Here is a 26,261-nt window from a genome sequence, read left to right on the forward strand (position 1 = left end):
GGCCGCGTCAGGGGCGGCAAGATGGGGGGATGCCCACCGCCGCCGAGCTCGTCCAGCTCCCCGCCCTCGACTGCGCGCCGCAGCTGCTCGGGGCCGTGATCACGCGGCACGACGACCGGCTCGGCGACGTCAGCCTCCGCGTGACCGAGGTGGAGGCGTACCACGGCAAGGGCATGCCGGGACCGGTTGACGCCTGCTCACACTCCCGCATGGGGATGACCGCCCGGAACGCGAGCATGTGGGGTCCTCCGGGGCACTGGTACGTGTACCTCAACTACGGCATCCATCACGCGCTCAACCTGGTCTGCTCGCCCGAGGGCAGCGCGAGCGGTGTGCTCATCCGCTCGGCGGCCGTCGTCTCCGGCCTGGAGGCCGTGCGGCTCCGGCGCGGCGACTCCTCGACCGAGGTCAACCTGGCCAGGGGTCCGGGCAACCTCGCCCAGGCTCTCGGCATCGCGTCCCGCGAGCTCGACGGAACGCCGGCGCTCGGCGGCGCCCGGCTGACGATCGCCCTCGATCCGGAGGGACCGGCCGGCCGCGGGCTGAGCGTCCTCCGCGGTCCGCGCGTCGGTGTGAACCCCGAGGCGGAGGGTGCGGACTACCCCTGGCGCTTCTGGCTGGCCGACGAGCCCAGCGTGTCGGCCTACCGCGCCGGCGGCACGCCCAGCTCGCGGAGGTCACGCTCGACCGGGGCGGCGAAGAAGTCGCGCTCGAGCGCCGTGGAGCGGTAGAAGGCGGAACCCGCCGCGGGCACCCCGTCCGGGTCGGCCGCCGCGGCGCGCTCGGCGTAGCCGATGGCCCGCTCCGTCGCCTCGTCGAACCCGGCGTCCCCGTACGTGGCCAGCCAGTCGTCGTAGGGGTGAGCCGGATGCCTCGCCTCGTGCAGCAGCAGCCCGATGTCGCGGTACACCCAGTAGCACGGCAGCACGGCGGCGCTGACGCGGAGGTGGCTTCCCGTGGCGACGGCGGTGCGCAGGTGGTCGAGGTAGGCGACCGTGGTCGGCCACGGCCGCGCCGCGGCCCGGCCGGACAGCCGGGAGAGGTGGAGCTGCATCTCGGCGTCACGGCACTGCACGGCGGCGTCAGCCCAGAATGCCCGCTCCTGATCGTCGGGGGCCGTCAGCGCCGCGGCGGCGAGGACGTCCGCGTAGCCGTCGAGGTAGATCGCGTCCTGCGCCAGGTAGGCGTCGAAGCGCTCGGGGGCCAGGGAGCCGTCGGCGAGGGCGCGGACGAACGCACCCCGCTCGGTCTGACGCCGCACCGTCTCGGTGTCCCGCCACCACGAGGACGTGACCGGCTCGCGCACACCGCCCCCGGCCCGCAGCCGTGCGGCGGGCGAGAGGGTGCCGAGCGAGCCAGCGAAGTGGTTGACCGGACCGCGACCCCGCCCGACGTCGAGCTCCTCCGAACGGCGCAGCGCCTCCGAGAGCCACTCCTTGGCCAGGGCCGCGGCGACGGCGACGGTCTCGCCGGACGCGATGAGCGTGGCGAGCGCACTCGAGAGCGAGCAGCCGGTGCCGTGGCTGTTCCGGGTGCGGACGCGCTCGGCCGGCAGCTCGACGACGTCGACCCCGTCCGGGGCGTCCGCGCGCACGGAGACGAGCGCGTCCGGACTCGACCCGGACTCGAGGTGCCCTCCCTTGACGAGCACGGTCACGCCGTGAGCCCGTGCCACGCGTCCGGCCTGAGCGAGCGCGGACGGCCAGTCCGCGGCGGGCGGCTCCGCGGCGAGGATGCCGAGCTCGGGCAGGTTCGGCGTGACAACGGTCGCCAGGGTGAGCAGCGCCCTCACCGCGGACTCGGCGTCGGCCTCGAGCAGACGGTCGCCGCTCGTGGCCACCATCACCGGGTCGAGCACGACGGGGACGCCGACCGCGGACGTGCGCAGCCAGTCGGCGACCTCGGCGACGACGGACGCGGTGCCGAGCATTCCGATCTTGACGGCGTCGAGGCGCACATCGTCGGACACGGCGTCGAGCTGGGCGCGAAGAAAGTCGACCGGGGGGAGGTGGACCTCGCGCACGCCAGTGGTGTTCTGCGCGACGAGGGCGGTGACGACGGCCATCCCGTACCCGCCGTGGGCCGCGATGCTCTTCAGGTCCGCCTGGATCCCCGCCCCGCCGCTCGGGTCGGTTCCGGCGATGGACAGGACGGCGGAGACCCCCGGCGCGCTCATCGGCCGCGCCCGGCGGCGTCGGGGCGGGAGCCGACCACTGCCCTGGCGACGCGCGCCGGGTCCTCGGCGGCGCAGATGAGTGAGACGACGGCCACACCGGCCGCGCCCGCGGCTCGCAGGGGCGCGACGTCATCCAGCCCGATCCCCCCGATCGCGACGGAGGGGTGGGTGCTCGCGGCGGCGAGGCGGGCGAAGCCGTCGATGCCGAGCGGTGTGGGATGGTCGGGCTTCGTCGTCGTCGCGCGGATCGCGCCGATACCCAGGTAGTCGACCTCCGGAATGCTCGCGGTAGCGACCTGGTCAGGGGTGGCCGCGCTGATGCCGAGCACGGCGTCCGGTCCGATGAGGGCGCGGGCGGCGAGCGCCGGAAGGTCGTCCTGGCCGAGGTGGACGCCGTCGACGCGGGCGCCGGCGGCGCGCGCGGCGAGGAACAGGTCGACCCTGTCGTCGACGAGCAGGACCGCCCGCCCGGCGACCACCTCGGCGAGCCGGAGGAGCAGGGCGTAGGCCTCACGCGCCGAGGCGGTCTTCTCCCGCAGCTGCACCGTGCCGATGCCCCCCTCGACGGCGAGCGCCACCGTGTCGACCACGCCCCGTGCACCGCACAGGCCGGTATCGGTGACGAGGTAGCCGGCGAGCGCCGCCGGGTCGATGCGCGCGGGAGGGCCCGAGCGCCGCGTCATCGGATGATCGCCTTCTGCTCGACGAGACCGGCGGTGACGGCGTCGAGGCTGTCCAGGAGCGCGACGGAGAAGCTTCCGGGGCGCGGCGCCAGCGCCGCGGCGCGCTCGGCGGCGAGGCCGTACACCACGGTGGCCGCGATGACGGCCTCGAACGGGTCGCCCCCTCCGGCGGTGAACGCGGCCATCACCGCGCCGAGCACGCAGCCGCCGCCGGTGACCCTCGTCAACAGGATGTGGCCGTTGTGGACGCGCGCGGTGCGGGTGCCGTCGGTGATCAGGTCGACCGCTCCGGACACGGCGACGACGCCCCCGGTCCGGACGGCGAGTTCCCGTGCGGCGTCCTCCGCGTCGGCGACGGTCGCCGTGCTGTCCGTGCCGCGTCCGCCTGAGCCGGCCCCGGCGACGGCGATGATCTCCGAGGCGTTGCCCCTCACGACGGTCGGCCGCGCGGCGACGAGTAGCCCGGCCGCCGTGGTGCGGAGCGGGAGCGCTCCGACGGCGACGGGGTCGAGCACCCACGGCGTCCCCGCCCGGCCCGCCGACTCGGCGGCTTCGTGCATCGCCGCGACCGTGTTCTCCTGCGGCGTGCCGAGGTTGATCAGGAGGGCGTCGGCGATCGGGGCGAAGGCTCCTGCCTCGCCCGGGGCGTCGACCATGGCGGGGGAGGCGCCGAGTGCGAGCAGCGAGTTCGCCGTGACGGTCGACACGACCGTGTTGGTGATCGCCTGGACGAGCGGGGCGCTCGCCCTCAGCTCGTCGAGGCGCCTCCCGGCGAGGGCGGGCAGGGTGGACGGGGTACGACTGTTCATCGCGACATTCCTCCGCTCGTGCTAACGAGATCAGGTTCTCGGGTGTGTTCTCAGCCCCCGGCGGGGCACCCCGTGTCTTTCGCGGTCAGCCTAGCGGTCGCCCGCGCACCGTGTCGACCATCGGACGCCGCGCGGCACGGCCACGCCGCGCGGGCGCACCGCCGTCGCGGCGAACGCATGCCTGACGTGGAATGTCAGCCGAGGCCCAGCGCCCTGGCGATCTTCGCCACGGACGAGGACGGCCGCGCACCCGCGGCGAGCAGCTCCGTCTGCACCGCGTCGAGCAGCCCGCCATCCGCGTCGGCACCCTCGGGGGCGGCGTCGAGCAGCTCGACCTCCCACTCGCGCCAGCTGCGCTCCTCGCCGGTGGCGTCCTCGACGGCGGTGACCCGGTCGTCGGCGACCTCGGCGACGGCTCCGCCCTCCGCGTCGAGCAGGATCAGTGTCGTCCGCGTCGTCACGAGTCTCGCAAGCGGCACGAGCGGTGCGGCCGGCTCACGCAGCCGGGTCGCGATGCGCGCGCGCAGCTCCTCCGGCTCCCTGTCGGCGTCGCCGAGGGGCCACTGCTGCTCGTGCCTGACGTCGCCCTCGGCCGACTTGATGTGCCATCCGGCGTCGTGTCCGCCGACGCGGCGGCGCACGACGACGCGCTGCGGGAGCAGCTCGCGTCCCTCCGTGTCGAGATAGATCGCGTCGAGCAGCGCCGTCCCCCCGTCGCGGACGGAGGCGACCCCCGCCACCCCGGTGAGGGAGGGAACGACCGCGTCCTCGCCGACATCGTACTTGCGTTCGATCTCGATGCCGTCGTGAGCGCTCATGCCCTCCGTTCTACCGGCTGCCGCGCCGGCGCGCAGCACGGCGCGCGGCTAGAGCAGGCGCAGACCGTTCTGGAGTCGGGTGCGGACGTCGAAGGCGTCCTCGATGCTCAGCCGCTCGCCCGGGCGGACGCCGTTGCGCAGAACCATGGGCAGCGCGGAGGAGCGCAGCACACCGGAGCCGGCGCCCCGCCCGCGCGCGATCAGGTCGAGCGGCAGCTCCAGCGCGTCGTCGGGAACGACGATGAGCGAGCCGGTGAAGCGGACGCCGACGCTCCGGCCGAGCGCCCTGCTCGCCCTGGTGAGGGTGCGCAGGGGCTTCTCGTCGCCGACGGCGTCGCCGACGAGCTCGCCGCGTGACAGGCTCACTCCCGCGCCGAAGTCCTGCGAGTTGAGCGCGAACAGTCCGGCGGGGCCGAGCACGACGTGGTCGATCTTCTCCAGCTCCCTGTCGACGGCCACGTCGTTCCAGACGGTGAAGCCGATGCCGAGTCCGCTGACGATCCGGGCCGTCGACTCCTCGGCCAGCGCCTCGGCGAGCAGCCGCCGGACGGCGGGGGGAGCGCTGTGCACGAGCGCGGGGTCGTAGGGGTCGGGGATGGGGTCGCCGAGTCCGACCCACTCGCGCAGGGCCGCGAGGTACCGCTCGCGGGAGAGGCCGCCGGGGTGTCCGTAGGACCGTGCCCTCACCGACCCGGAGCGACCGGACGCGCCCGCCCCCGTGCCCCCCGCGGCGGGACCGTAGCCACCGGGGGCCGCGGTCGCCCCCGCCTCGGTCCCCGTGAAGCGCGCCGTGCCACTCGGTGACGCCTGGCCCGTGCCACCGTCGTAGCGGCGGCGCAGCTCCGGGTCCCCGATGACCGCCCAGGCCCGCTGGACGGCGGTGAACTGGGCATCGCTGCCCCCGGTGTCCGGGTGGCTGCGACGCAGGGCGCGACGGTAGGCGGACTTGAGCGCGTCGTCGTCGACGTCGCGGGGAACGCCGAGAACCTCGTAGGGGGTCGGGTCGGCCGGGCTGGGGCTCACGGGGTCGGCATGCTCCTGGTCGGGGGTGGCGGAACTCTCACGATACCGGCCGCGCCGCCGCTTTCTCCCAGGATGTCCCGCCAGCATGGGGGAGTGCGCCCCCCGACCTCCTCCCTCCTCGACCCCGATTGGCCGATCACGCCGATCCTCGCCACGGTGGGCGAGTACGCCGCGGGCATCGGTCTCATCGCCGTCGTCGTCCTCGTCCTCTCCGCCGTGGCCGCCATCGTCCTCGGCCCTCGCCGTCCGCGCTGGCTCGGCCGCGTGCTGCGGGTCTCCGCCGTGATCGCGGCGGTCGGCATCGGCCTGTGGATCCTCATCCTGCTGGCAAGCACGGTCGGCGGCTCCGCCTAGGCTCGAGAGCATGAACGAGCACCCCGCCCCGACCGTCGACGATCAGGAGGGCGGGCTCCGCGCCGAGGCGCTCGCGGTGCTGCGTGAGCTGACGGCCACGGGGAGCGCCGGCTTCCACCCCGGCCAGTTCGAGGCGATCGAGGCGCTCGTCGCCCGTCGCGAGCGTGCGCTCGTGGTCCAGCGCACCGGATGGGGCAAGTCGGCGGTGTACTTCGTCGCCACGCGCCTGCTGCGGAGCAGGGGCGCCGGTCCGACGCTGCTCATCTCGCCGCTGCTCGCTCTCATGCGCGACCAGGTCCAGGCGGCGGCGCGGGCCGGTGTGCGGGCCGCCGCCATCAACTCGGCGACGGCGCACGAGTGGGCCGACATCAGCGCCCAGCTGGCCGCCGACGAGGTCGACGTGCTGCTCGTCTCGCCGGAACGGCTCAACAACCCGCGATTCCGCGACGAGCAGCTGCCCGAGCTGGTCGCGCGCATGGGCATGCTCGTCGTCGACGAGGCGCACTGCATCTCCGACTGGGGCCACGACTTCCGCCCGGACTACCGGCGCATCCGTGAGCTCATCGAGCGGCTCCCCTCCGGCGTCCCCGTCCTCGCGACGACCGCGACGGCGAACGGCCGTGTCGTCGACGACGTCGCCGAGCAGCTCTCCGGCGGGGGAGCGGTGACGACGATCCGCGGCTCGCTGGCCCGCGACTCGCTGCGGCTCGGCGTGCTCACCCTGCCGGATGCCGAGCGCCGCCTCGGCTGGCTCGTCCAGCACATCGGCTCGCTGGGGGGAAGCGGCATCATCTACACCCTGACCGTGTCGGCGGCGGAGGACACGGCGGCGGCGCTGCGCGCGGCCGGTCACCACGTCGAGGCCTACACGGGACGCACCGACCCGGATGACCGGGTGCGCCTCGAGGACGAGCTCAAGCAGAACAGGGTGCGGGCGCTCGTGGCGACGAGTGCGCTCGGCATGGGCTTCGACAAGCCGGACCTCGGCTTCGTGATCCACCTGGGGTCGCCCTCCTCTCCCGTGTCGTACTACCAGCAGGTGGGCCGTGCGGGCAGGGGCGGCGGCACCGCCGACGTGCTGCTGCTGCCCGGGCGGGAGGACCCCGAGATCTGGCACTACTTCGCCACGGCCTCGATGCCGGACGAGCAGCGCACCACGCGCGTGCTCGACGCCCTCGGCGACGAGCCGCTGTCCGTGGTGGCACTCGAGTCGCGCTCCTCGCTGAAGCGCAGCGCGCTGACGATGCTGCTCAAGGTGCTCGACGTCGAGGGCGCGGTCGACCGGGTCGGCTCCGGCTGGGTCCGCACGGATCGGCCGTGGAGCTACGACGCCGAGCGCTACGGACGCATCGCCAGGGAGCGCGTCGCCGAGCAGGAGGCGATGCTGGAGTACCAGCGCGGGACGATGTGCCGCATGGAGTTCTTGCAGCGCCAGCTCGACGACCCCACCGCCGCGGCGTGCGGGCGCTGCGACGTCTGCGCCGGGGCCTGGTACCCCCGCGAGGTGAGCGCCGAGGCCGACGGGGCCGCCCGGTCGAGCCTCGACAGGGTCGGCGTCGAGATCGCTCCGCGCGCCCAGTGGGCGAACGGCGTCGACCGGCTCGGCGTCCGCGACGAGTCGGGTGCGCCGCTCGGCAGCCGCATCGCCGAGGGCGAGCGGGCGGAGCCGGGCAGGGCGCTGGCCAGGCTCACCGACCTGGGCTGGGGAGGCCCGCTGCGGGAGCTGTTCGCGGCCGACGCCGCCGACGGCCCGGTGCCGCCGCGGATCGCCCAGGCCTGCGTTCGCGTCCTCGCCGAGTGGGACTGGTCGCGGCGGCCGGCGGCCGTGGTCTCGGTCCCCTCGCTGCGTCGGCCCCTGCTCGTGCGGTCGCTCGCCGAGCAGCTCGCCGGCATCGGCCGGCTGCCCGTCCTCGGCGAGCTCGACCGGAGCGGTGCCCCCGGCGTCGAGCCGGGCGGCAATAGCGTCTTCCGGCTGGCGGCCGTGTGGGGCACACTGCGGGTCGGGCGGGAGCTCGCCGCCCGGCTGGAGGCCCTGGCGGCGGAGCAGCCGGGCGCTCCGGTGCTGCTCGTCGACGACCTGGTCGACAGCAGGTGGACGATGACCGTCGCCGCGCGGGAGCTGCGCCGCGCGGGGGCCGCGGGGGTCCTGCCCTTCGCGCTCGCCGCTCAGGGCTAGGGACTGTTGGACATGTCATTGCTGACGCTGCCTGCGCCTCAGGCTCGTGACTCCCAAACACCGGGTGTGGATTTCAGCGACCGCTTGACTCTGTCGTGACGTCAACCGACAGTGTGATGTTCATGACTGAGAACGACGGGCCGGCGATTGACCGATCGATCTATGTGATGCCGATGTTCGTGAACGTCGTGGTCAGTGACCTCCCGGCGTCGGAGGCACTCTACGCCGCGGCAGGGTTCGTCACTCTTGCGACCATCCCGGGGCCGAGCGGTGTGCCGTCGCTCGTGCATCTGCGTAGGGAAAGGCATCAGGACATCCTCATGACGCAGGGCGTCGCGGTGCGCGGATCCGTTTCCGCATCGTTTGCGGCGGGCAACGTCGACCTCGGGGACGTCGCTGATCGCCTCCGGTCGGCGGGCGCGGAGGTTGCGGGGCCGACGGACACTCCGTGGTTCACGAGCGATGTCACGTTCACGGACACGGATGGGAACACGGTCACTCTGACCGCTCCTCGTGTCGCGGATGACGCTGCTGCGCGGGCCTGGGCGAGCGATCAGATCACGGGTCACTTCGAGCTGCCCGAGGGAACAGCCGCCCCAACGTGCAACGAGGACTGAGGAACGCGCCGTGACCGAGTGGCCGATCAGAGACCTTGCGAAGGCGACAGGGCTCACCAGCCGAACGCTCCGGCACTACGAGCAGATTGGCCTTCTCCTCCCCTCGCGGGTCGCGAGCAACGGATACCGCTTCTACGGGGACGCGGAGATCTCGCGGCTCTACCGAATACTGTCGCTGCGCGCGCTCGACCTCCCTCTCGCAACCATTCACGGTGCGCTCGATGAGAAGACCTCTCTCGCTGACGCGATCGAAACACATCTCGGGCTGCTTGAGGATCGTCGAGACCGAACCATCGAACAGATCACCCTCGTCCGGAACACCCTCGACGCGGTGAAGGAGGGCAGTTCCCTGTCTATCGAGGACGTCTTCGCAGGCACCGACCAGAGTCAGTTCGAGTCCGAAGTACGCGCCCGCTGGGGTGACGAAGCGTGGGAACGCAGCACTGTGCGCCTCGCCGGCATGACTGACGAACAACGCGAATCCGACAGCCAGAGGAGCCGCGACGTCAACGCAGCGTTGCGGGCCGCGGCCGAGGACGGCGAGGACCCACGAAGCTCGCGATTCCAACGATTGGTCGCGGACCATCATCAGTGGGTTGCCGAGTTTTGGGGAGGCAGAGAACCCGACCGTGAGGGGTATACGGGTCTCTCCGAGTTGTACGTGGCCGATCCCCGGTTCGCGGCGAACTACGGCGGCGAGAACAACGCCGAGGTCGTTCGAGAGGCAATGCAGGTCTGGGTGAGAGCCAATCTCGAATGACAGATGGGTGGTGTTTCACCGAAGCAGTCCGGTCAACTACCCCGTCCCGCGGGCGGCCGGACACGGCGGGCGTGACGGACCGTCAGGCGATCACGAGGATCGCGTCCGCCATGAGCTCGCGCACACGGGGCAGCAGCGAGCCCTCGAGCGCTGCCGCGTCGGCGTCGAGCAGCTCGGCGAGCGCGTCCACGATCACGCCGACCGCGAGCTCGCCGTCGCAGGCGCCGACGAACGCGGCCAGTCCGGTGTCCAGCGGCACCGCGCGGCCGAAGCCGGCGCCCTGGCGGAGCGCCATGACGGTGGGGTCCTCCGCGCCGGGCCAGTAGTGGCGCTCCTCCGTCACGTCGGGGGCGACGCGGAGCCGGGTGGCACGGAGGGCGTCGTCGTCGAGCGTGTTCTGCGCGTCCCAGCCGGCGAGCGCGTCGGACAGGTGCGACCCGAGGCCGGCGGGCACGCTCGTCAGCGCGGTGTGCAGCCGCTCGGTCCGGCGCAGGGGGACCCGTCGGTTCGGCCCGTCGTCGCTCGGCCGGCGCAGCAGCACGTAGCCCAGGCCGATCCGGCGCACGCCCCTGCGCTCGAAGTCGTCGAGCCACGCGTCGTAGAGGCCGTCGAACGCGCGGGTGCCCTCGTGCGTGCCGCCGTCCCTGATCCAGGTCTCGGCGTACTCGGCCGGGTCCTGCAGCTCCCGTTCGATGACCCAGTGCTCCACCCCGACCGCCCAGGACGCGAGACGGTCCATGCCGGCCTCCGCCGCGGTGTACTCCCAGTTGCCGAGCATCTGCAGCATGCCGCCCGGCGCCAGGTGCTCGACCGCGCCGCGCACGACCAGCTCGACGATCCCGTCGCCGACGAGGCCGCCGTCCCGGTACTCGTACGCGGGGACGTCGGCCGTCCGCGGGGTGATCACGAACGGCGGGTTGGTGACGATCAGGTCGAAGCGCTCGCCGGCGACCGGCTCGTACATGCTGCCATGCCGGAACTCGATGCCGTCGATGCCGTTGAGGGCGGCGTTGAACCGCGCGAAGCGGAGCGCCCGCTCGGAGATGTCCGTCGCGACGACCACGTCGGCCAGGCGCGAGGCGTGCATGGCCTGCACACCGCAGCCGGTGCCGATGTCGAGCGCCCTGCCGACGGGGCGGGGGAGCATGAGGCCGATGAGCGTCGTCGTCGCGCCGCCGATCCCGAGCACGTGGTCCTCGTCGAGCGCCCGGCCGAGCACCATCTCGCCGAGGTCGGAGGCGATCCACCAGCTTCCGGCGCCCCTGGCGTCGATGAAGCTGTACGGCCGCAGGTCGATGAGCGCGCGCACGCCGTCACGCAGGTCCACGTCGCCATCGCCGGGCGAATCGGTGCCGAGTTGAGCACTGCCGAGTTGAGCGCTGCCGAGGAGGCCCGAGCGCTCCAGCGCGTCCAGCCCGCTCGCGGGGAACGCCGCCTCTGCCGCCTCCCGCGCCACCGTCTCGCCCAGCACGAAGAGCCGGGCGAGCGTGACCAGCGGCGTCGACGGAGCACCGCGCAGGCGACGAACGGCGGAGAGCCGCTGCGAGCGGTGCAGGGCGGCCTCCGCCTCCTCGCCCCAGAGCTCGGCCACCGCGGGGACGGTGTACCCGGCCCGGTCGAGGTCGTGGCGGATGCGGTCGATGAGCTCTGCGGGAACGGTCGTGTGCACCCGACCATTCAACTGCATGGCCGTATCGGCGACGGGCCGACCCCGGCCTCGCCAGCCCCCGCGACGTGACGTACCCTGGGGTGATGCCGCAGATCCGGACCCTGTCAGCCCGTAGGGCCGACGCACGCCTGGAGCTCTCGGCCATCGTCGAGCACCGCGCCCGCGACGGCGAGGACCCGGCGGAGTTCCTTCCCGAGCTGCCCGGCATCGACGAGATCGTCGTCAGGGCGCTCGTCGACGAGCAGCTGCACTCCCGCGGCCTCGCGGCCGAGTTCGCCCTGGCGCGTCTGGCCGCCGCCTCGCACATCGAGGACGCGGAGGAGCACCGCGCCACCGTCGACCGGATCGAGCTGTCGGTTCTGCGTGACATCGCCGAGCTGCACCCCGACCTGACGCGAGCGGTCTGGTCGATGATCGGCCGCATCGGTCTCTGAGCCCTCCGCCGACGAGGCGCACGGCCGCACCGTCTGCGGCCCGCCGAGCCGGAGGCGAGCGCCGCGGACGGACAGGGATCGCAGCCACTCCGGCCGGGACGGGGTCCTGTCACAGCGATGAGCCATACAATCGGGGGACGCCGGTCCGAGCCCGGCCTCCCACCCCTATGACTGATCACCGTTCCCCTGGCTTCGCGCGGACCGCTGCGGCGGCAGCGCTCTCGCTGGTGACGCTGCTCGGCGCCGGAACGGCCGCGCTGCCGGCTGCCGCGGCGCCGGCCACGGGTGCCCTGTCCGCGACCAGGAGTGCCGGGACGTCGGTCGAGGTGACCGCCGTCCCCGCCGACCGGGGCGTCGTCGGGCCGGACGAGGCGGTCCCCGTCCGCATCACCGTCGAGAACACCGGGACGACGACCGTCCCCGCGGGCACGGTGTCACTCAGCTACAGCTCGCGCCAGCTGCAGGACCGCGCGCAGCTGGACGACTGGCTCACCGGCGCGGACGAGTCGTCCACCCCGAAGTGGCTCGGCCAGACCACCGCCGAGGAGCTGCGCCCGGGGGAGCGGGAGACGATCACGACGGTCTCCATCGACCCGGAGGCGCTGCAGCTGGCCCAGACGCTCCCCGCAGCGGGAAGCTACCGGATGACCGTGCACTACGCGGCAGACGACGTCTCCGTCTTCGAGCGCTCCAGCTTCGTCTGGCGCCCAGACGAGGACGCCGCGCAACCGGAGCAGCGCGTCGTCGTCGCCGCCCCCGTCACCGTCCCCGCGGACGGAGTGGGCACGATCCCCGCCGACGACCTCGCACGATACACCGCGGTGAACGGCACGCTGAGCCGACAGCTGGACGCCCTCGAGAACAGGGATGTGGCGATCGGCATCGACCCGCGCATCATCGTCTCTATCCGCGTGCTCGGCAGCACGGCGCCCGACGCGGCGGTCGACTGGCTCGAGCGCCTCGCCGACATCGACAACGAGGTGTTCCCCCTGCAGTACGGGGACGCCGACGCCGCCCTGACCGTCGCCGCGGCGGCCGAGAACGGCAGCGCCCTGGAGTCGCTCCCTGAGCCGGGCTCCTTCGAGTACGCGATCGACCCGGCCAACTTCGTCGACGCCGACCCCGGCCTCATCCCCACCCTCGACCCCAGCCCCGCAGGGCGGGCGGCGGGGGAGTCCTCCGCCACGCCGAGCGCAACGCCGAGCGAGGAGCCGGCCCCCGAGCCGGACGCCGAGGACCTGCCCAGCCGCGAGCAGCTGCTCGACTGGGACTACGCGACGAGCTCCGTGGTCTGGCCGAGCTCCGGCACGGTGACGGCGTCGGGGCTGTCCGTGTTCTCCGGACCCGAGGGCGACGTCGACACGATCGTGTCCTCGGCCCAGATCTCCCCCGCCGAGGGCGCGTCGGCGTCGGCCGCCGCCCGGGTCGGCGACGCCGGGACGCTGGTGTCGGACGCGGCGCTGTCCGCTCACCTCATGGCCGCCGCCGCGGCGCCCAGCGCCCAGGCGAGGGACGAGGCGGTCAACGAGCTTTCCCAGGTGCTCGGCGTCATCGCCTCCGCGCCGGCCGACCCCTCCGCGGAACCGGCACCCCTCCTGCTCACGGCGGAGCGCTCCTGGGTCGACAACACGAGCGCCTTCGGCGACGCGGTCGACGAGCTCGCCGGCACCGACGGCGTGACCCTCGAGGGCATCACCTCCCTCGCCGAGGACGAGCGGGCCGCGGCCACGCTGACCGAGGGCTCGTTCGATGCGGACGTGGTCGCTCCGGCGGCGGAGCTCCTGGCCGGCCAGGACCGGCTCACCGCCTTCTCCAGCGCGCTCGACCCCGCCGACGCCGACGAGATGCTCGGCCGCGAACGCGCCCAGCTGCTCGCACTGCTCGCCGACGGCTGGCGCGACGACCCCGAGGGCTGGGCCGCGGCGGTTGCGGCGCACGAGACCCAGACGAAGGACACCCTCGGCGCGGTCACACTCGTCACGGTGAGCCAGATCAACGTCATCTCCGGTCAGGCGTCCCTGCCGTTCACCGTGCGCAACGACCTCGCCTACCCGGTGACCATCACCCTCAGTGCGACGCCGGACAACCCCCGGCTCACGGTCGACCCGGAGACGACGACGACGATCGCGGCGGGAGCGCACAGCTCGCTGCCCCTGGGCGTGAAGGCACGGCTCGGAAACGGCGACGTGGTCCTCTCCGTCCAGCTGTCGACCGAGTCGGGCGTCGCGGTCGGCGAGCCGACGGAGGTCATGTTGAACGTCCGCGCGGACTGGGAGGGGATCGGTATCCTCGTCCTCGGCTCGCTCGTCGGTCTGCTGTTCGTCGGCGGGCTGATCCGCACGGTGCGCCGCCGTCGTGCGGCGCGGCCCGTCGCCGCCGCGGCGCAGGCCCCCGGGGACGACGCCAGCACGGACGAGACCACAATCAGCACCGGCACCGGCACCGGCACCGACGAGACCAGCACCGACAGCACCCCCGGAGAGACCCCACGTGGCTAAAGAACCCGGAAACCCGTCGATCGGGCGCGCCAGCGCCTTCCTCGCCTCGGGAACCATCGCGTCGAGGCTGCTCGGCTTCCTCAAGGCGATCCTGCTCACCCAGGCCATCGGCGTCACCAGCTTCGGCGGCAACGCCTTCGCCGTCGCCAACCAGCTGCCCAACACGCTGTACACGATCATCGCCGGCGGGGTCATCAGCGCCATCCTCGTGCCGCAGATCGTGCGCGCCCTCGTCCAGGCGGACCGCGGGCAGGCGTACATCAACAAGCTCCTCACCATCGCCTTCGTGGTTCTCGGTGCGGCCACGGCCGTCGCAATGGTTCTCGCCCCGGTGCTGACGACGCTCTACGGGGCGAGCATGCCGCCCGCCCAGCGGGGCCTGGCCATCACGATGGCGTACTGGTGCATCCCTCAGCTGCTGTTCTACGGCCTCTACACCGTGATCGGTGAGATCCTCAACGCCCACAAGCTGTTCGGCCCGTTCACCTGGGCGCCGGTCATCAACAACGTCATCGCGATCGCGGGCCTCGGCGTGTTCATGCTCGTGTTCGGTGCCGACGCCGCGGGCACGTGGCAGCTGCACGAGTGGACCACCCCGATGATCGCCGTCCTCGCCGGAAGCGCCACCCTCGGCGTCGTCGCCCAGGCACTCGTGCTCCTGCTGTTCTGGCGTCGCGTCGGGCTGAGGTTCCGCTTCGACTTCGGCTGGCGCGGCGTAGGGTTCCGCGAGACGGGCAAGCTCGCCGGCTGGTCGTTCCTCATGATCCTGGTCACCACCCTCGGCGGGCTCGTCCAGTCGATCGTCGCCAGCAGCGTGCCGAGCACCTACCCCGGCGTGTTCGCCCTGCAGAACGCCTGGCTGGTGTTCATGCTGCCGCACTCGGTCATCACGCTCTCGGTCGCGACCGCGTACTTCACGCGCATGGCCGAGCACGTGCGGGAGCAGCGGACGGAGGAGCTGAAGCTCGACGTGTCGCGCGCGATCCGGCAGATCGTGCTGCTGGTGATGGTCGCGACGGCGTTCTTCCTCGTCGTGGCGCCGCCGTTCGCCCGCGTGTTCACCGACAGCGACTACGGCAGCGTGCTGAACATGGCGAGCCTCATCGTGCTGTACCTGCTCAGCCTCGTGCCGTTCTGCGTGCTGTTCATCTTCCAGCGCACCTTCTACGCGCTCGGCGACACGAGGACGCCGTTCCTGTTCACGGTCGGACAGACGGCCCTGTTCGTGCTGCTCGCGGTGGGCTGCTTCGCCCTCCCCGAGGAGTTCCGTGGCGCGGGGCTCGCCCTGTCGATGTCCGTGTCGATCCTCTTCCAGACGCTCCTGGCTGGTGCCCTGCTGCGCCGCAGGCTGCACGGTCTCGACCTCAACCGCGTCGTGCAGACCCTCGTCGTCTTCACGATCGCCGTCCTGCCCGCGGTGTTCGTGGGAGGGGGAGCGGTCGCCGTCCTCGGCGGCTACTTCCCCGGGGGCTTCGGGCTGTCGAGCATCCCCTCCGCGGTGGTCACGATGACGGTGGCGGGGATCGTCATGGTGCCGACCTACATCCTCGGGCTCAAGCTGATGCGGGTGCCCGAGCTGTCCTCCGCCATCCAGCTGGTCAGGCGTCGCCTCGGACGCTGAGGAGGGGCGAGGCATCCTCGCGGAGGAATACACCGCGGACGGCGCGGGTTTCCCCACCACGGAGGTGCCCATGGAGCGGACTGCACCAACCGCGGACGTGCTCGTGATCGGCGCGGGGCAGGCCGGTCTCGCCGCCGCCGCGCGGCTGTCGAGCGCGGGGTACCGGCCCGTGTCGCTTTTCGGTGCGAGGAACGACGCGACGGACCGGCCCGCCCCCTCGGCGGGTGCCGTCGGGTCGGGAACCGCGGAACCAAGCTTCGCCGTCGTCGATGCCAATGACGCCGCGGGCGGCGCCTGGCAGCACCGCTGGGAGTCACTGACGATGGGCACCGTCAACGGCATCTTCGCACTGCCGGGCATGCCCGTCCCCGCGTCGTCACCCGACGAGCCCAGTCGCATCGCCGTTCCGGCATACTTCCGCGACTTCGAGCGGGAGCTCGGCGTCCCGATCGGCCGGCCGGTGCGGGTGCTCGCCGTCGAGAGGGTCGACACGGCCGCCGATGGCCTGCTCCGCGTGCGCACAGACCGGGGCGCCGCGGTCGTGCGCGCCGTCATCAACGCCACGGGGACGTGGAATGCACCGGTGGTCCCCGTCGTCCCCGGGCAGGACCTGTTCCGCGGCACCGTGCTGCATGCCAGGGACTACGTGTCCGCGACCGCCTTCGCCGGGCGACGGGTCGGGATCGTGGGCGGAGGGATCACCGCCGTGCAGCTGCTCGACGAGGTCTCCCGCGTCGCGACGACGCGCTGGTACACCCGCCGCCCGCCCGTGTTCCGCGAGGGCCCGTTCCTGCCAGAGGTCGCCGGGGTCGATGTGACCCGACGCGTCGCGGCCGACGTCGAGGCGGGTCGGCCGTCGCGCAGCATCGTCTCGTACACGGGGCTGCTGTGGTCCGATGCGGCCCGGTCGGCGCAGGCACGGGGTGCGCTCGATCGTCGCCCCCTGTTCACCTCTTTTACCCCGACCGGAGTGGTCGAGCAGGACGGCTCGTCGACGAGCCTCGACGTCGTGATCTGGGCGACCGGGTTCCGGCCCGACCTCGCGCACCTCGCCCCGCTCGCGCTGCGCTCCGATGAGGGGGGTATCCCGGTCGTCGGGACGCGGGTCGCCGCCGAGCCGCGCATCCATCTGGTCGGCTTCGGGCCGTCTCAGTCAACGGTCGGCGCCAATCGGGCGGGGACCGCTGCCGTCCGCGAGCTCACCCGCATGCTCGACGGCCGGGCCTCAGCCGACGAGGCTCGGCAGCCCCGCTCCGCCGGAGAGACGCGGCAGCCGCCGAACGCCAGCGGCGCAACCGCGACGGGGGGACGCCAGCAGCGGGCCGGCGCTCCGGGCGACGGAATAGCCGGCGGCTAGGATGGGTTCCACTTCCCAGACCCCAGTTCCGAAGGAGCACAACGTGCGCAATCTGGTCATCATCGGCTCAGGACCGGCCGGCTACACCGCTGCGATCTACGCGGCGCGCGCCAATCTGGAGCCCGTGCTGATCGCCTCCAGCGTCGAGGCGGGCGGCGAGCTGATGAACACGACCGAGGTCGAGAACTTCCCCGGCTTCCCCGAGGGCGTGCAGGGTCCCGAGCTCATGATGAAGCTCGAGGAGCAGGCCAGGCGTTTCGGCACCGAGATCATCCTCGATGACGTGACCGAGGTGAGCCTCGACGGGGACGTGAAGACCGTGAAGACCTCGTACTCGGGCGACTACGAGGCGGCGACCGTCATCGTCGCCACGGGCTCCGCCTACCGCAAGATCGGCATCGAGGACGAGGAGCGCCTGTCCGGCCGCGGCGTGAGCTGGTGCGCGACCTGCGACGGCTTCTTCTTCAAGGGGAAGACCATCGCAGTCGTCGGCGGCGGCGACTCCGCAATGGAGGAGGCCACCTTCCTCACCCGCTTCGCAGAGAAGGTCTATGTCGTGCACCGCAGGGACAGCCTGCGCGCCTCGAAGATCATGCAGGACCGCGCGTTCGACAACGACAAGATCGAGTTCGTCTGGAACAACGAGGTGGTCGGCATCACCGGCGAGTCCGCGGTCGAGGCCCTCACTCTCCGTTCCACTGTCGACGGCACCGAGAGCGAGCTCGCCGTGGGCGGCCTGTTCGTCGCCATCGGCAACGACCCGAGGACGCACCTCGTTCACGGTCAGCTCGAGTTGACGAGCGACGGCACGATCGCCGTCGACGGCCGATCCTCCCGCACCAACCTCGCCGGCGTGTTCGGCGCGGGCGACGTCATCGATCCCCAGTACCGGCAGGCAGTGACCGCTGCCGCGAGCGGGACCGTCGCCGCCCTCGATGCGGAGCACTACCTGGCTGAGCGGGCGGGCGAGGACTCGCGCCTCCTCCGTGCCCAGTCCTGACCCCACCGTCTTCACCCAGTAAAGGAGTTCCCATGTCCACTCGCGATGTCACGACACAGACCTTCCAGTCCGACGTCCTCGAGGCGAGCAAGCCCGTCGTCGTCGATTTCTGGGCCGCCTGGTGCGGCCCGTGCCGCATGGTCTCGCCGATCCTCGACCAGATCGCCGACGAGCACGGTGACAAGCTCGAGGTCGTGAAGGTCAACGTCGACGAGAACCCGCAGCTCGCCGCGCAGTACCAGATCACCTCGATCCCCGCGCTCAAGGTGTTCCAGGGGGGAGAGGTCGTCCAGTCGATCATCGGCGCCAAGCCGAAGGCCGCACTCGAGGCCGACCTCGCCGCCTTCATCGGCTGACGATGTTTCACGTGGAACGGGCCGCCCTTCGGGGCGGCCCGTTCTCGTCTGTCTCGCGTGCGGCGCGGCCCCACCGCTCCTCGCGGCCCGGACTGCCACGGTTGGGCGGCCCCTCCCAGGTGAGTAGCATGGAGAAACGACGCAAGAACGGTGGAACAGTGACAGATCAGGGATCACAGGCGTCCACGGGAAACAATCTCGACCCGTGGTACTTCAACTACGCAGAGCGCACATCGGGACTGGCCGCCAGTGAGGTCCGAGCGCTGTTCGCCGTCGCAAGCCGACCGGAAGTGGTCTCGCTCGCCGGCGGCATGCCCTACGTCTCCGCCCTCCCACAGGACATCCTCAACGGCACGCTCGAGAAGGTCATGCGCGAGCGCGGTCCCGTCGCGCTCCAGTACGGGTCCGGTCAGGGACATGAGCGACTGCGTGAGCAGATCATGGAGGTCATGGCGCTGGAAGGCATCTCCGGCAGCCCCGGCGACGTGGTCATCACCACCGGCTCTCAGCACGCGCTCGAGCTCTTCTCCAAGCTGTTCATCGACCCGGGCGACGTCGTGCTGTCCGAAGGCCCCAGCTACGTCACCGCGATGGTGATCTTCAAGAGCTACCAGGCGCAGGTCGAGCATGTTCCCATGGACGAGCACGGGCTGATCCCCGAGGCGCTGAGCGAGCACATCGCGCGTCTGAAGGCGGCGGGCAAGCGGATCAAGTTCCTGTACACGATCCCCACCTTCCACAACCCCGCCGGAGTGACGCTCTCCGAGGAGCGCCGCCCCGAGATCCTGCGGATCGCGAGGGAGAACAACATCCTCGTCCTCGAGGACAACCCCTACGGCCTGCTCTACTTCGGCAAGAAGGGCCCGGACGCCCTCCGCGCCCAGGAGGAGGAGGGCGTCGTCTACCTCGGCACGTTCTCCAAGACCCTCGCCCCCGGGTTCCGTGTCGGCTGGGCGCTCGCGCCCCACGCGATCAGGGAGAAGCTGATCCTCGCCAATGAGGCGGCGGTTCTCAGCCCGAGCTCCTTCAGCCAGCTGGTGATCTCCGAGTATCTGGAGCAGGCGGACTGGCGCGGCCAGATCGACACCTTCCGCGGGGTGTACCGCGAGCGCAAGGAGACGATGCTCAGTGCCCTCGCCGAGTACCTCCCCGAGCTCAGCTGGACGGACCCGGCGGGTGGCTTCTACGTGTGGCTGACCCTGCCCGAGGGCCTCGACTCGAAGGCCATGTTGCCGCGTGCCGTTCGCGAGCTCGTGGCCTATACGCCCGGCACGGCCTTCTACGCGGACGGCCAGGGCGGGCGCAACATGCGCCTGTCTTTCTGCTATCCCACGCCCGAGCAGATCCGCGTCGGCATCCGCCGGCTGAGCACCGTCATCAACGGCGAGCAGGACCTGCTCGACACCTTCGCCGGGACCGGGCCGCTCGATCACCCGTCGTCACGCCGCGACTACAGCGCACCCCCGCCGGACATCAACTGACTCTCGAAAGCAGCAGGACACCATGACGAGCACGACTTCCCCCGGCGACAGGACCGAGAACTCCGTCGTCACGCCCGACCCCGTTTCCGCGACGCCCGCGACGGATGCCGCCTCCGATCCTGACGCCGCCTCGACGGAGCGCCCGCTTACCGTGGTCGTCCTCGCGGGCGGTATCTCGCACGAACGCGACGTGTCCCTCCGCAGCGGGCGACGCGTCACCGAGCTTCTGCAGCGCGCCGGCCACTCCGCGCGCCTCGAGGAGCCGAGCGGTGAGCTGCTGACCGCCTCGCCCGATCAGCGACCTGACGTCTACTGGGTCTCGCTGCACGGCGCCAGCGGGGAGGACGGCACCCTCCAGGCGCTCCTCGACCTCAGTGGCGTGTCCTACGTCGGGACCCCGGCCGGCGCCGCGGCGCTGGCATGGTCGAAGCCGACGGCGAAGGCGATCGTCGCTCGCGCGGGCCTGGCGACACCGGAGTGGGTGACCCTGTCCCGCGCGTCGTTCCGTGAGCTCGGCGCCAATCAGGTCCTGGCGGCCGTGGGAAGCGGCTTCGGCGTTCCGGCTGTGGTCAAGCCCGAGCATGGCGGCTCAGCCCAGGGGATCACGATCGTCACGGACGAGGCGTTCCTTCCCCGGGCGATGGTCGACGCGTACACCTATTCGGACAATGCCCTCATCGAACGGCACATCAGCGGGACGGAGCTTGCGATCACCGTCGTCGACACGGGCGATGGGCCGGTGGCGTTGCCCCCGGTCGAGGTGGCTCCGGTGACCGGTCTGTACAGTTTCGAGGCACGCTACAACGCGGGGGAGACCGTCTTCTACACACCCGCCCGCTGCGACGACGACGTCCTCGACCGTGCCGCAGACGCGGCGGTACGGATCCACGATCTCCTGGGCATGCGCGAGCTGTCGCGCATCGACATGATCGTCGACGACGCCGGTACTCCCTGGTTCCTGGAGGCGAACATGCTTCCCGGGACCACAGAGACCTCCCTCATGCCTCTCGCCATCCGCGCGGCGGGGATCGCCGAGGCCGATCTCTACGCCGACCTCGCTCGGGCCGCGCTCCGCCGCGGCTGAGCCTCGCGCTCCGCGCCCCATCGCCTGGCGACGGGTCAGGGCTGATCGCCGCGCGGACGCAGCCCACCGCTGATGTCTATTCTTTGCGCCCCGCTCCCCGCGCCCACAGGAGCACCAGCGCCAACGGCAACGCCAACGGCAACGCCAACGGCAACGGCAACGGCAACGCCAACGGCAACGGCAACGGCAACGGCCAACCGCAACCGCAGCGGCAACGGCCAACCGCAACCGCAGCGCCAGCGCGAACGGCAACGGCCAAAGCCGTTTTGCGTGATCCCCACATGCCTCACGCTAGCCGCCCACCGGCTGCTCCCTATCTCCACTCAGCCGGAGCGGCCTGCTCGGTCCGTCTTCCGTGCCCGCAGCGCGCAGCCGCTACTCTCCGAACCCGCTCTCTCCGAGCTCCTTGAGGATGCGATTCAAGTCGCCGATCGTGGCGAAATCGATCTTGATCTGCCCTTTTCGCGCCGTCAGCGCAACCTTCACCTGTGTGTCCAGTCGATCGCCGAGCCGAGTGGCGAGTTGGTCGAGCTGCTCGTGACGCGCGCCGGACACCGGCCGGAGTGGCTTCTTCGCGCCCTGCGCGGCTGCGCTGATGACGGCCGCGGCCGCCTCGGCCGCCCGAACGGAGAGGTCCTCGTTGACGATCTTGTCTGCGAGGCGTTGCATCTCGCTCTCGTCACGCAACGACAGGATCGCTCGGGCGTGGCCCGCCGACAACACGCCGGCGGCGACGCGACGCTGAATGGTCTCCGGCAGCCTCAACAGACGGAGCGTGTTCGAGATCTGCGGACGCGACCGCCCGATCCGTGTGGCGAGCTGCTCCTGTGTGATGCCGAAGTCACTGAGAAGCTGCTGATAGGCGCTCGCCTCCTCGAGCGGATTGAGGTCCGCACGGTGGAGGTTTTCGAGAAGAGCGTCGCGAAGCATGTCCTCATCGGCAGTGTTCTTCACGATCGCCGGGATGCTGTCCCGTCCGGCGAGCTTAGAGGCACGGAATCGCCGCTCACCCATGATCAGCTCGTACTTACCGCTCGAATCACGCAGCGGACGAACGACGATCGGTTGCAGGACGCCGAACTCGCTGATCGAGTGCACCAGCTCGGACAACGCGGCCTCGTCAAAGGTGTGGCGGGGTTGCACAGCGTTTGGAACGACGTCAGCGAGCGGAATCTCCCTCAGGAGAGCACCCGGAATTGCCAAAAGATCAGCGTTTTCATCTTTTGGCCGCGCTGAGGCTGCTTCCACGCCCGAAATGGCCGTGCTGTCGGGGAAGAACACGTCGACTGGCCGCGAGGAATCGTCCCCGGATGACTGAGTCGGGATCAGGGCACCGATCCCACGCCCGAGACCCGTTCGCTTGCTTGCCATCACAGACCTGCGCTTTCGTGTTCATTCGACCCACCGGGGGTTGTGAGTGCTCGACGAGCGATCTCGCCGGCTGCTTCGAGGTAGGAGACCGCGCCGGAGGAGCTCGGATCATGGGTGATGACCGTCTGCCCGAAGCTCGGAGCTTCGGATATTCGAACAGCCCGGGGGATCACCGTCTCGAGAACATGATCGGCGAAGTGTTGGCGTACATCTGCGGCAACCTGCTGCGCGAGGTTGGTTCGGCCGTCGTACATCGTCAACAAGATCGTCGTCAGACGCAGCCTCGGGTTGAGGTGCTTCTGGATAAGGCTGATCGAGTTGAGCAGCTGGCTGAGGCCCTCGAGCGCGTAGTACTCGGCCTGAATCGGAATGAAGACCTCGTTCGCCGCGACAAAGGCGTTGATCGTCAACAGCCCGAGCGACGGCGGGCAGTCGATGAACACGTAGTTGTACGGCTCCGCGATCGAGTCGAGATAGTCCTGCAGCGCTGTGCGCAATCGGTGTTCACGTGCAACTTGGGAGACGAGCTCGATCTCGGCGCCCGCGAGGTGCAGCGTCGACGGTGCGCAGTAGAGAGTGTCGCCTTCGGGACTCTTTTGAACGACATCGGCGAGCGGGAAGTCGTCGATCAGCACATCGTAGATGCTGGGCGTCTCAGAGTGGTGCTCAACCCCCATCGCCGTCGAGGCATTGCCCTGCGGATCCAGGTCGATGACCAGAACCTTGAGCCCGTAATGCGCGAGAGCGGCAGCAACATTGACCGTCGTGGTCGTCTTCCCGACTCCGCCCTTCTGATTGGACACGGTGAGGACGCGGGTCTTCTCTGGTCGCGGAACGTCCTGGGATGCGACGAACGCGCGCCGACTGGTCAGGTCGGCGATCTCTCGAGCCAGGGGAGTGGAGCTATCGAATGCGGAACTAGACACGTGCCGCGCCACCGCGTCCGTGTGTTTCACGTGAAACTCTCGTTGATTCCGTCACACCACAACCGTACCCGATCAGCTTTGCGACACCCCGCGATCACGGTTCATTGGGTCCCGTTCCCCAACGGTGCATCGTTGTGAAGAACTGGTCGTCGGCGACCGGACGCGCCGTCATCGTCGTATCGATCAGGCCGACTGCGCGGTCGCCTCAGTCGACGCCGCGCCGCGGGAAGAACCAGGTACGCGGCTCGCGTTTACGCGCTCATATCGCTGACAGGAGCAGCAGGGCTCGCCCCGGACCGCACCACCGTCAGCCGAAGATAGCTGCCCCACACGATCAGGGTCTGGACTCTGTTGCCCAAGGTTGCGGGGGATGGGGGTGTTCGCACTGGCTCCTCTGTCCGTCGGTTGTCGCGACGCCGCACCCTGAAGATCCGGAACGGAGTCGCCGGGATGGGCATCGGCAACGACCTCAGCCGCGAGCCTTAACTCATCGCTCGGCTCCAGATTCAGGTCAATGCCTCGACCGCGCATCAACCCGGCCGAGGTGGCCCAGTTCGCTGCGCGTCTCGTTCACGTCCGGAGCAACTTCTCACCCACCGCGAACTGCTCGTCTCCGCCGAACACTCGCGTGTGTCAGGTCCCGCGACCAGCGACGCTGGCGGTACCGGAGTGACATGACGCACACCACGTCCACTCAGGGCACGATGTGGCACGCCTCGTCATGATCCACTTGCGGGTCACGACCGCGGGCAGTCTCCTCGCGAGCACGCATGGGATTGCGTGGAGCACGGGGCAGTCAGCCGTTCAGCGTCGACGCCACGGCGCAGCAGCGAGGACCTCCCCAAATCACGGCACAGGATCCCAACGAGCAGAACGGGCGTCGATACGAGTGCCCTTGAGCACCCAGAAATACGGTCCCACGAGACCCGGGCTCCATCACCCCGTGATATCCATGACGGACGCCACTTGTGCACTCCGGCCCGGCCCGGCCCGGCGAGCGTCCCCCGATGATCCAGTTGCACCTAGCAACCCCTGTGTAGCTGCACTCGTGGTGCACTATCGGGCCAACTGCCGGACAACTTCTTCGCAGTGATCGAGCACATGATCCGCTGAGCCAGGACGTCGGAATGCCGGAACGCCGGACGCTCGCCGGTCCATCACGTGTTCACTCGACCGATAGCCACGTCTATGGCGCCGACCCATGTAGCTTCGTCGCGCTCTCCGCTTGGCTCACCGGCGCGCAGGGGAGAGGGAGAGGGAAAGGGTCCGCCGGTCGCAACGCCCGCTACCGCCAAATCACTGCACAAAGAGCCCGCCGGCACCGGCGCGGCACCGACCGCACGGACCCCATAGCCGCCTCATTGACCGCGCCGCGCTGCTGGGCGTAACTCGTGGTTTCACGTGAAACGTCGACTCCGCCAAGAAGTCGACGCGCAGCACGTCCGCACACGGCGACCGTCAACCGGCAGCAGGCGGAGCGTCCGTCGGTCCCTGAACTTCACACCGCGGCAAGCGTGAGCATCCCTGCCGCCGACGTGGCACATACGACACAGGCACGTGGAAGCGTTGTCGCCCTGGGTTCCAGCCGAGCCTCGCCCGTTGAGATGATGCCGTCGAGGAACCCACACGTGACACGTTCACACAGTTCTGGATGTGCACGTGGGAGCTCCACCAAAGCGCGGCGTCAGACGAATCAACCGACACGGCGACGCCAAGCGCGAAGAGAGGCGACTCAATCAATGCCATATCAACGGGGAGGAGAAGCGAAACACCCCCAGACAGCCCGCGAACCAGTCTGCTCGCTCGTTGGTCAGCTAACCGCGCCATCGCGGCACCACAGAGTTCCCACCCCTGCCGCGCTCCGATCGACTCGGGCTCGCGGGGCGCCATAACGATAGCCAAGAGGAGCGGGTCGACGACGGGTCAGTAACACCGACTCTCGCGTTTCACGTGAAACGCGAACCGCCGATCTTCCTATGCGGAGCGAACGCACCCACGCACGACGCGAGTGGTCTCTTCGACGACTCCCTCGCCCAGCACCTCAACGCGCAAATCAGTGACCTTTAGCTTGCGAGCGACTTTCTCCGCGGCGACGATCTCCTTCGCCGCATTCGCACCCTTCATGAGCACGAGTTCGCCGCCATCACGGAGCAACGGAGCGGTCAATGGGAGCAACTTCGACAAGGCGCTGACGGCACGAGCCGTCACCTGATCAAGATCGTCGATACCGTCCATGTCCTCAGCACGACCGCGCAGAACAGTGACGTTGTCCAATCCAAGAAGACGTTGCTGAGAAAGCAACCAGTCAACCCGTCGCTCCATCGGCTCGATCAAGAAAAACTCGACGTCTGGCCTGGCGATAGCAAGAACCAATCCCGGAAGACCGGCACCCGTTCCCACATCACCGACACGGGCACCGGTGACCAAAAGAGGAGCCACAAGCACTGAATTAAGAATGTGCCGCGTCCACAGGCGAGGGAGCTCCAACGGACCGATGAGCCCCAGCTCCTCGCCATGCTGTGCCAACTGATGAGTGAATGTGCGTGCCGGCTCGATCTGCTCAGCAAAGAGCGATTCCGCGATTGCAGGCTCGGTTTCCAGGGAGTCGAGAGACATACATCAATCATCCCAGGTCTCAACCCGAGATCTGAACCGAACCGTCGCGCGATCCGTGGCCAGGGAGGACCTGGCAGCATCGATCGGGCCCTGTCCGACCACCAGCACGGTGCATCTCACCCATCACAACGAAGCACAGCGGCAAAAAGCAGAAAAAGCCCAGATCATCGATCTATTACCTACGTGCCCACAACCCAGGAGATGCCGTTGCGAGCCCCGTACCCCATCAGCGTCGCGAGCTCGGGCCCGCCGGTTCGATGGCGGGCGTTCCAGACGCCACTGGGCACACGGGCAGGGACGTCGCATCCGACGCCAAGCGTCGCCGGGAGAAGCATTGCGGTTGGCGCGACACAGCATCGTCCATCACCCGCGGCGCCCGGTGACGTCCCGTGGAGTGGTGGAGATTCCGATCGGGTTGTCTGCGTCGTAGAC

22 protein-coding genes and 1 riboswitch are annotated in these 26,261 nt (G+C 70.4%); of the genes, 13 read left to right on the forward strand and 9 right to left on the reverse strand.

Going from position 1 to position 26,261, the window contains the following annotated elements:
* The first annotated feature begins 29 nt into the window (after positions 1 to 29).
* Positions 30 to 731, forward strand: coding sequence for a DNA-3-methyladenine glycosylase (locus FM119_RS08440; protein WP_087137230.1), 702 nt, complete (start codon positions 30 to 32; stop codon positions 729 to 731).
* Here FM119_RS08440 and FM119_RS08445 read toward each other — a convergent pair.
* The 5 genes from FM119_RS08445 to FM119_RS08465 form a co-directional block, all read right to left on the reverse strand.
* Complete coding sequence (locus tag FM119_RS08445; protein WP_087137231.1) at positions 644 to 2,176, reverse strand: bifunctional hydroxymethylpyrimidine kinase/phosphomethylpyrimidine kinase; 1,533 nt, start codon at positions 2,174 to 2,176, stop codon at positions 644 to 646. The two genes, FM119_RS08440 and FM119_RS08445, sit on opposite strands and share 88 nt — an antisense overlap.
* On the reverse strand, positions 2,173 to 2,859 hold the full coding sequence (gene thiE, locus FM119_RS08450) for a thiamine phosphate synthase (RefSeq protein ID WP_087137232.1): 687 nt from the start codon (positions 2,857 to 2,859) through the stop codon (positions 2,173 to 2,175). The genes FM119_RS08445 and thiE overlap by 4 nt, the downstream gene beginning before the upstream one ends.
* A complete protein-coding gene (gene thiM / locus FM119_RS08455) occupies positions 2,856 to 3,668 on the reverse strand; it encodes a hydroxyethylthiazole kinase (RefSeq protein WP_087137233.1) in 813 nt (270 codons plus the stop codon). The genes thiE and thiM overlap by 4 nt, the downstream gene beginning before the upstream one ends.
* Positions 3,659 to 3,751: riboswitch (TPP riboswitch) on the reverse strand. Its footprint overlaps the gene before it by 10 nt.
* A gap of 111 nt (positions 3,752 to 3,862) precedes the next feature.
* Positions 3,863 to 4,486: a CYTH domain-containing protein gene (locus FM119_RS08460; protein ID WP_087137234.1), complete on the reverse strand. Its 624-nt coding sequence runs from the start codon at positions 4,484 to 4,486 to the stop codon at positions 3,863 to 3,865.
* 48 nt (positions 4,487 to 4,534) lie between these two features.
* Positions 4,535 to 5,509, reverse strand: coding sequence for a J domain-containing protein (locus tag FM119_RS08465; RefSeq protein ID WP_087137235.1), 975 nt, complete (start codon positions 5,507 to 5,509; stop codon positions 4,535 to 4,537).
* 93 nt (positions 5,510 to 5,602) lie between these two features.
* On the opposite strand from FM119_RS08465, the gene FM119_RS08470 reads away from it, so the two are divergent.
* The 4 genes from FM119_RS08470 to FM119_RS08485 all read left to right on the forward strand — a co-directional run bounded on the left by FM119_RS08470 (position 5,603) and on the right by FM119_RS08485 (position 9,416).
* Complete coding sequence (locus tag FM119_RS08470; protein ID WP_087137236.1) at positions 5,603 to 5,863, forward strand: hypothetical protein; 261 nt, start codon at positions 5,603 to 5,605, stop codon at positions 5,861 to 5,863.
* Between the two features lie 10 nt (positions 5,864 to 5,873).
* Positions 5,874 to 8,039, forward strand: a complete 2,166-nt coding sequence (locus FM119_RS08475; protein ID WP_087137237.1) for a RecQ family ATP-dependent DNA helicase — start codon at positions 5,874 to 5,876, stop codon at positions 8,037 to 8,039.
* Between the two features lie 122 nt (positions 8,040 to 8,161).
* A complete protein-coding gene (locus FM119_RS08480; RefSeq protein ID WP_087137258.1) occupies positions 8,162 to 8,656 on the forward strand; it encodes a VOC family protein in 495 nt (164 codons plus the stop codon).
* 10 nt (positions 8,657 to 8,666) lie between these two features.
* A complete protein-coding gene (locus FM119_RS08485; protein WP_179205273.1) occupies positions 8,667 to 9,416 on the forward strand; it encodes a MerR family transcriptional regulator in 750 nt (249 codons plus the stop codon).
* A gap of 82 nt (positions 9,417 to 9,498) precedes the next feature.
* Here the strand turns inward: FM119_RS08485 and FM119_RS08490 are convergent, their stop codons facing one another.
* Complete coding sequence (locus FM119_RS08490) at positions 9,499 to 11,085, reverse strand: DUF7059 domain-containing protein (protein ID WP_245827395.1); 1,587 nt, start codon at positions 11,083 to 11,085, stop codon at positions 9,499 to 9,501.
* Between the two features lie 83 nt (positions 11,086 to 11,168).
* Here FM119_RS08490 and FM119_RS08495 point away from each other — a divergent pair, with 83 nt between their 5' ends.
* The 8 genes from FM119_RS08495 (at position 11,169) to FM119_RS08530 (ending at position 20,916) form a co-directional block, all read left to right on the forward strand.
* Positions 11,169 to 11,519, forward strand: coding sequence for a hypothetical protein (locus FM119_RS08495; RefSeq protein ID WP_087137240.1), 351 nt, complete (start codon positions 11,169 to 11,171; stop codon positions 11,517 to 11,519).
* Positions 11,520 to 11,686: 167 nt separating this feature from the next.
* Positions 11,687 to 14,017 (forward strand): DUF6049 family protein, encoded by a 2,331-nt coding sequence (locus FM119_RS08500; RefSeq protein ID WP_143822660.1) that lies wholly within the window; start codon positions 11,687 to 11,689, stop codon positions 14,015 to 14,017.
* Positions 14,010 to 15,638, forward strand: coding sequence for a murein biosynthesis integral membrane protein MurJ (gene murJ / locus FM119_RS08505; protein ID WP_087137242.1), 1,629 nt, complete (start codon positions 14,010 to 14,012; stop codon positions 15,636 to 15,638). The genes FM119_RS08500 and murJ overlap by 8 nt, the downstream gene beginning before the upstream one ends.
* Positions 15,639 to 15,708: 70 nt before the next feature.
* Complete coding sequence (locus tag FM119_RS08510) at positions 15,709 to 16,995, forward strand: NAD(P)-binding domain-containing protein (RefSeq protein WP_087137243.1); 1,287 nt, start codon at positions 15,709 to 15,711, stop codon at positions 16,993 to 16,995.
* 43 nt (positions 16,996 to 17,038) lie between these two features.
* Positions 17,039 to 17,995 carry a thioredoxin-disulfide reductase gene (gene trxB / locus FM119_RS08515; RefSeq protein ID WP_087137244.1) on the forward strand — a complete coding sequence of 319 codons (957 nt, stop codon included), beginning with the start codon at positions 17,039 to 17,041 and terminating at the stop codon, positions 17,993 to 17,995.
* 32 nt (positions 17,996 to 18,027) lie between these two features.
* The gene (gene trxA / locus FM119_RS08520; RefSeq protein WP_087137245.1) at positions 18,028 to 18,351 is read left to right on the forward strand and encodes a thioredoxin; all 324 of its coding nucleotides are present in this window, start codon (positions 18,028 to 18,030) and stop codon (positions 18,349 to 18,351) included.
* Between the two features lie 128 nt (positions 18,352 to 18,479).
* On the forward strand, positions 18,480 to 19,832 hold the full coding sequence (locus tag FM119_RS08525; protein ID WP_179205274.1) for an aminotransferase-like domain-containing protein: 1,353 nt from the start codon (positions 18,480 to 18,482) through the stop codon (positions 19,830 to 19,832).
* 22 nt (positions 19,833 to 19,854) lie between these two features.
* The gene (locus tag FM119_RS08530) at positions 19,855 to 20,916 is read left to right on the forward strand and encodes a D-alanine--D-alanine ligase family protein (RefSeq protein WP_087137247.1); all 1,062 of its coding nucleotides are present in this window, start codon (positions 19,855 to 19,857) and stop codon (positions 20,914 to 20,916) included.
* A 375-nt stretch (positions 20,917 to 21,291) separates the two neighbouring features.
* Here the strand turns inward: FM119_RS08530 and FM119_RS08535 are convergent, their stop codons facing one another.
* The 3 genes from FM119_RS08535 to rsmG form a co-directional block, all read right to left on the reverse strand.
* Positions 21,292 to 22,287 carry a ParB/RepB/Spo0J family partition protein gene (locus FM119_RS08535; RefSeq protein ID WP_087137248.1) on the reverse strand — a complete coding sequence of 332 codons (996 nt, stop codon included), beginning with the start codon at positions 22,285 to 22,287 and terminating at the stop codon, positions 21,292 to 21,294.
* Positions 22,287 to 23,243, reverse strand: coding sequence for a ParA family protein (locus FM119_RS08540; RefSeq protein WP_087137249.1), 957 nt, complete (start codon positions 23,241 to 23,243; stop codon positions 22,287 to 22,289). Before FM119_RS08540 ends, FM119_RS08535 begins: the two co-directional genes overlap by 1 nt.
* 1,944 nt (positions 23,244 to 25,187) lie before the next feature.
* Complete coding sequence (gene rsmG / locus FM119_RS08545; RefSeq protein WP_087137250.1) at positions 25,188 to 25,829, reverse strand: 16S rRNA (guanine(527)-N(7))-methyltransferase RsmG; 642 nt, start codon at positions 25,827 to 25,829, stop codon at positions 25,188 to 25,190.
* Positions 25,830 to 26,261: the final 432 nt, after the last annotated feature.

This window comes from Mycetocola reblochoni REB411 (genome assembly GCF_900163835.1).
GTDB classification, from domain to species: domain Bacteria; phylum Actinomycetota; class Actinomycetes; order Actinomycetales; family Microbacteriaceae; genus Mycetocola_B; species Mycetocola_B reblochoni.

Excerpts from the sequence above, each read along its gene's own strand:
- FM119_RS08440 (WP_087137230.1), top strand. The coding sequence starts at position 30 with ATGCCCACCGCCGCCGAGCTCGTCCAGCTCCCCGCCCTCGACTGCGCG.
- FM119_RS08445 (WP_087137231.1), bottom strand. The coding sequence starts at position 2,176 with ATGAGCGCGCCGGGGGTCTCCGCCGTCCTGTCCATCGCCGGAACCGAC.
- thiE (WP_087137232.1), bottom strand. The coding sequence starts at position 2,859 with ATGACGCGGCGCTCGGGCCCTCCCGCGCGCATCGACCCGGCGGCGCTC.
- thiM (WP_087137233.1), bottom strand. The coding sequence starts at position 3,668 with ATGAACAGTCGTACCCCGTCCACCCTGCCCGCCCTCGCCGGGAGGCGC.
- FM119_RS08460 (WP_087137234.1), bottom strand. The coding sequence starts at position 4,486 with ATGAGCGCTCACGACGGCATCGAGATCGAACGCAAGTACGATGTCGGC.
- FM119_RS08475 (WP_087137237.1), top strand. The coding sequence starts at position 5,874 with ATGAACGAGCACCCCGCCCCGACCGTCGACGATCAGGAGGGCGGGCTC.
- FM119_RS08480 (WP_087137258.1), top strand. The coding sequence starts at position 8,162 with ATGACTGAGAACGACGGGCCGGCGATTGACCGATCGATCTATGTGATG.
- FM119_RS08495 (WP_087137240.1), top strand. The coding sequence starts at position 11,169 with ATGCCGCAGATCCGGACCCTGTCAGCCCGTAGGGCCGACGCACGCCTG.
- FM119_RS08500 (WP_143822660.1), top strand. The coding sequence starts at position 11,687 with ATGACTGATCACCGTTCCCCTGGCTTCGCGCGGACCGCTGCGGCGGCA.
- FM119_RS08510 (WP_087137243.1), top strand. The coding sequence starts at position 15,709 with ATGGAGCGGACTGCACCAACCGCGGACGTGCTCGTGATCGGCGCGGGG.
- trxA (WP_087137245.1), top strand. The coding sequence starts at position 18,028 with ATGTCCACTCGCGATGTCACGACACAGACCTTCCAGTCCGACGTCCTC.
- FM119_RS08525 (WP_179205274.1), top strand. The coding sequence starts at position 18,480 with ATGGAGAAACGACGCAAGAACGGTGGAACAGTGACAGATCAGGGATCA.
- FM119_RS08530 (WP_087137247.1), top strand. The coding sequence starts at position 19,855 with ATGACGAGCACGACTTCCCCCGGCGACAGGACCGAGAACTCCGTCGTC.
- FM119_RS08535 (WP_087137248.1), bottom strand. The coding sequence starts at position 22,287 with ATGGCAAGCAAGCGAACGGGTCTCGGGCGTGGGATCGGTGCCCTGATC.
- rsmG (WP_087137250.1), bottom strand. The coding sequence starts at position 25,829 with ATGTCTCTCGACTCCCTGGAAACCGAGCCTGCAATCGCGGAATCGCTC.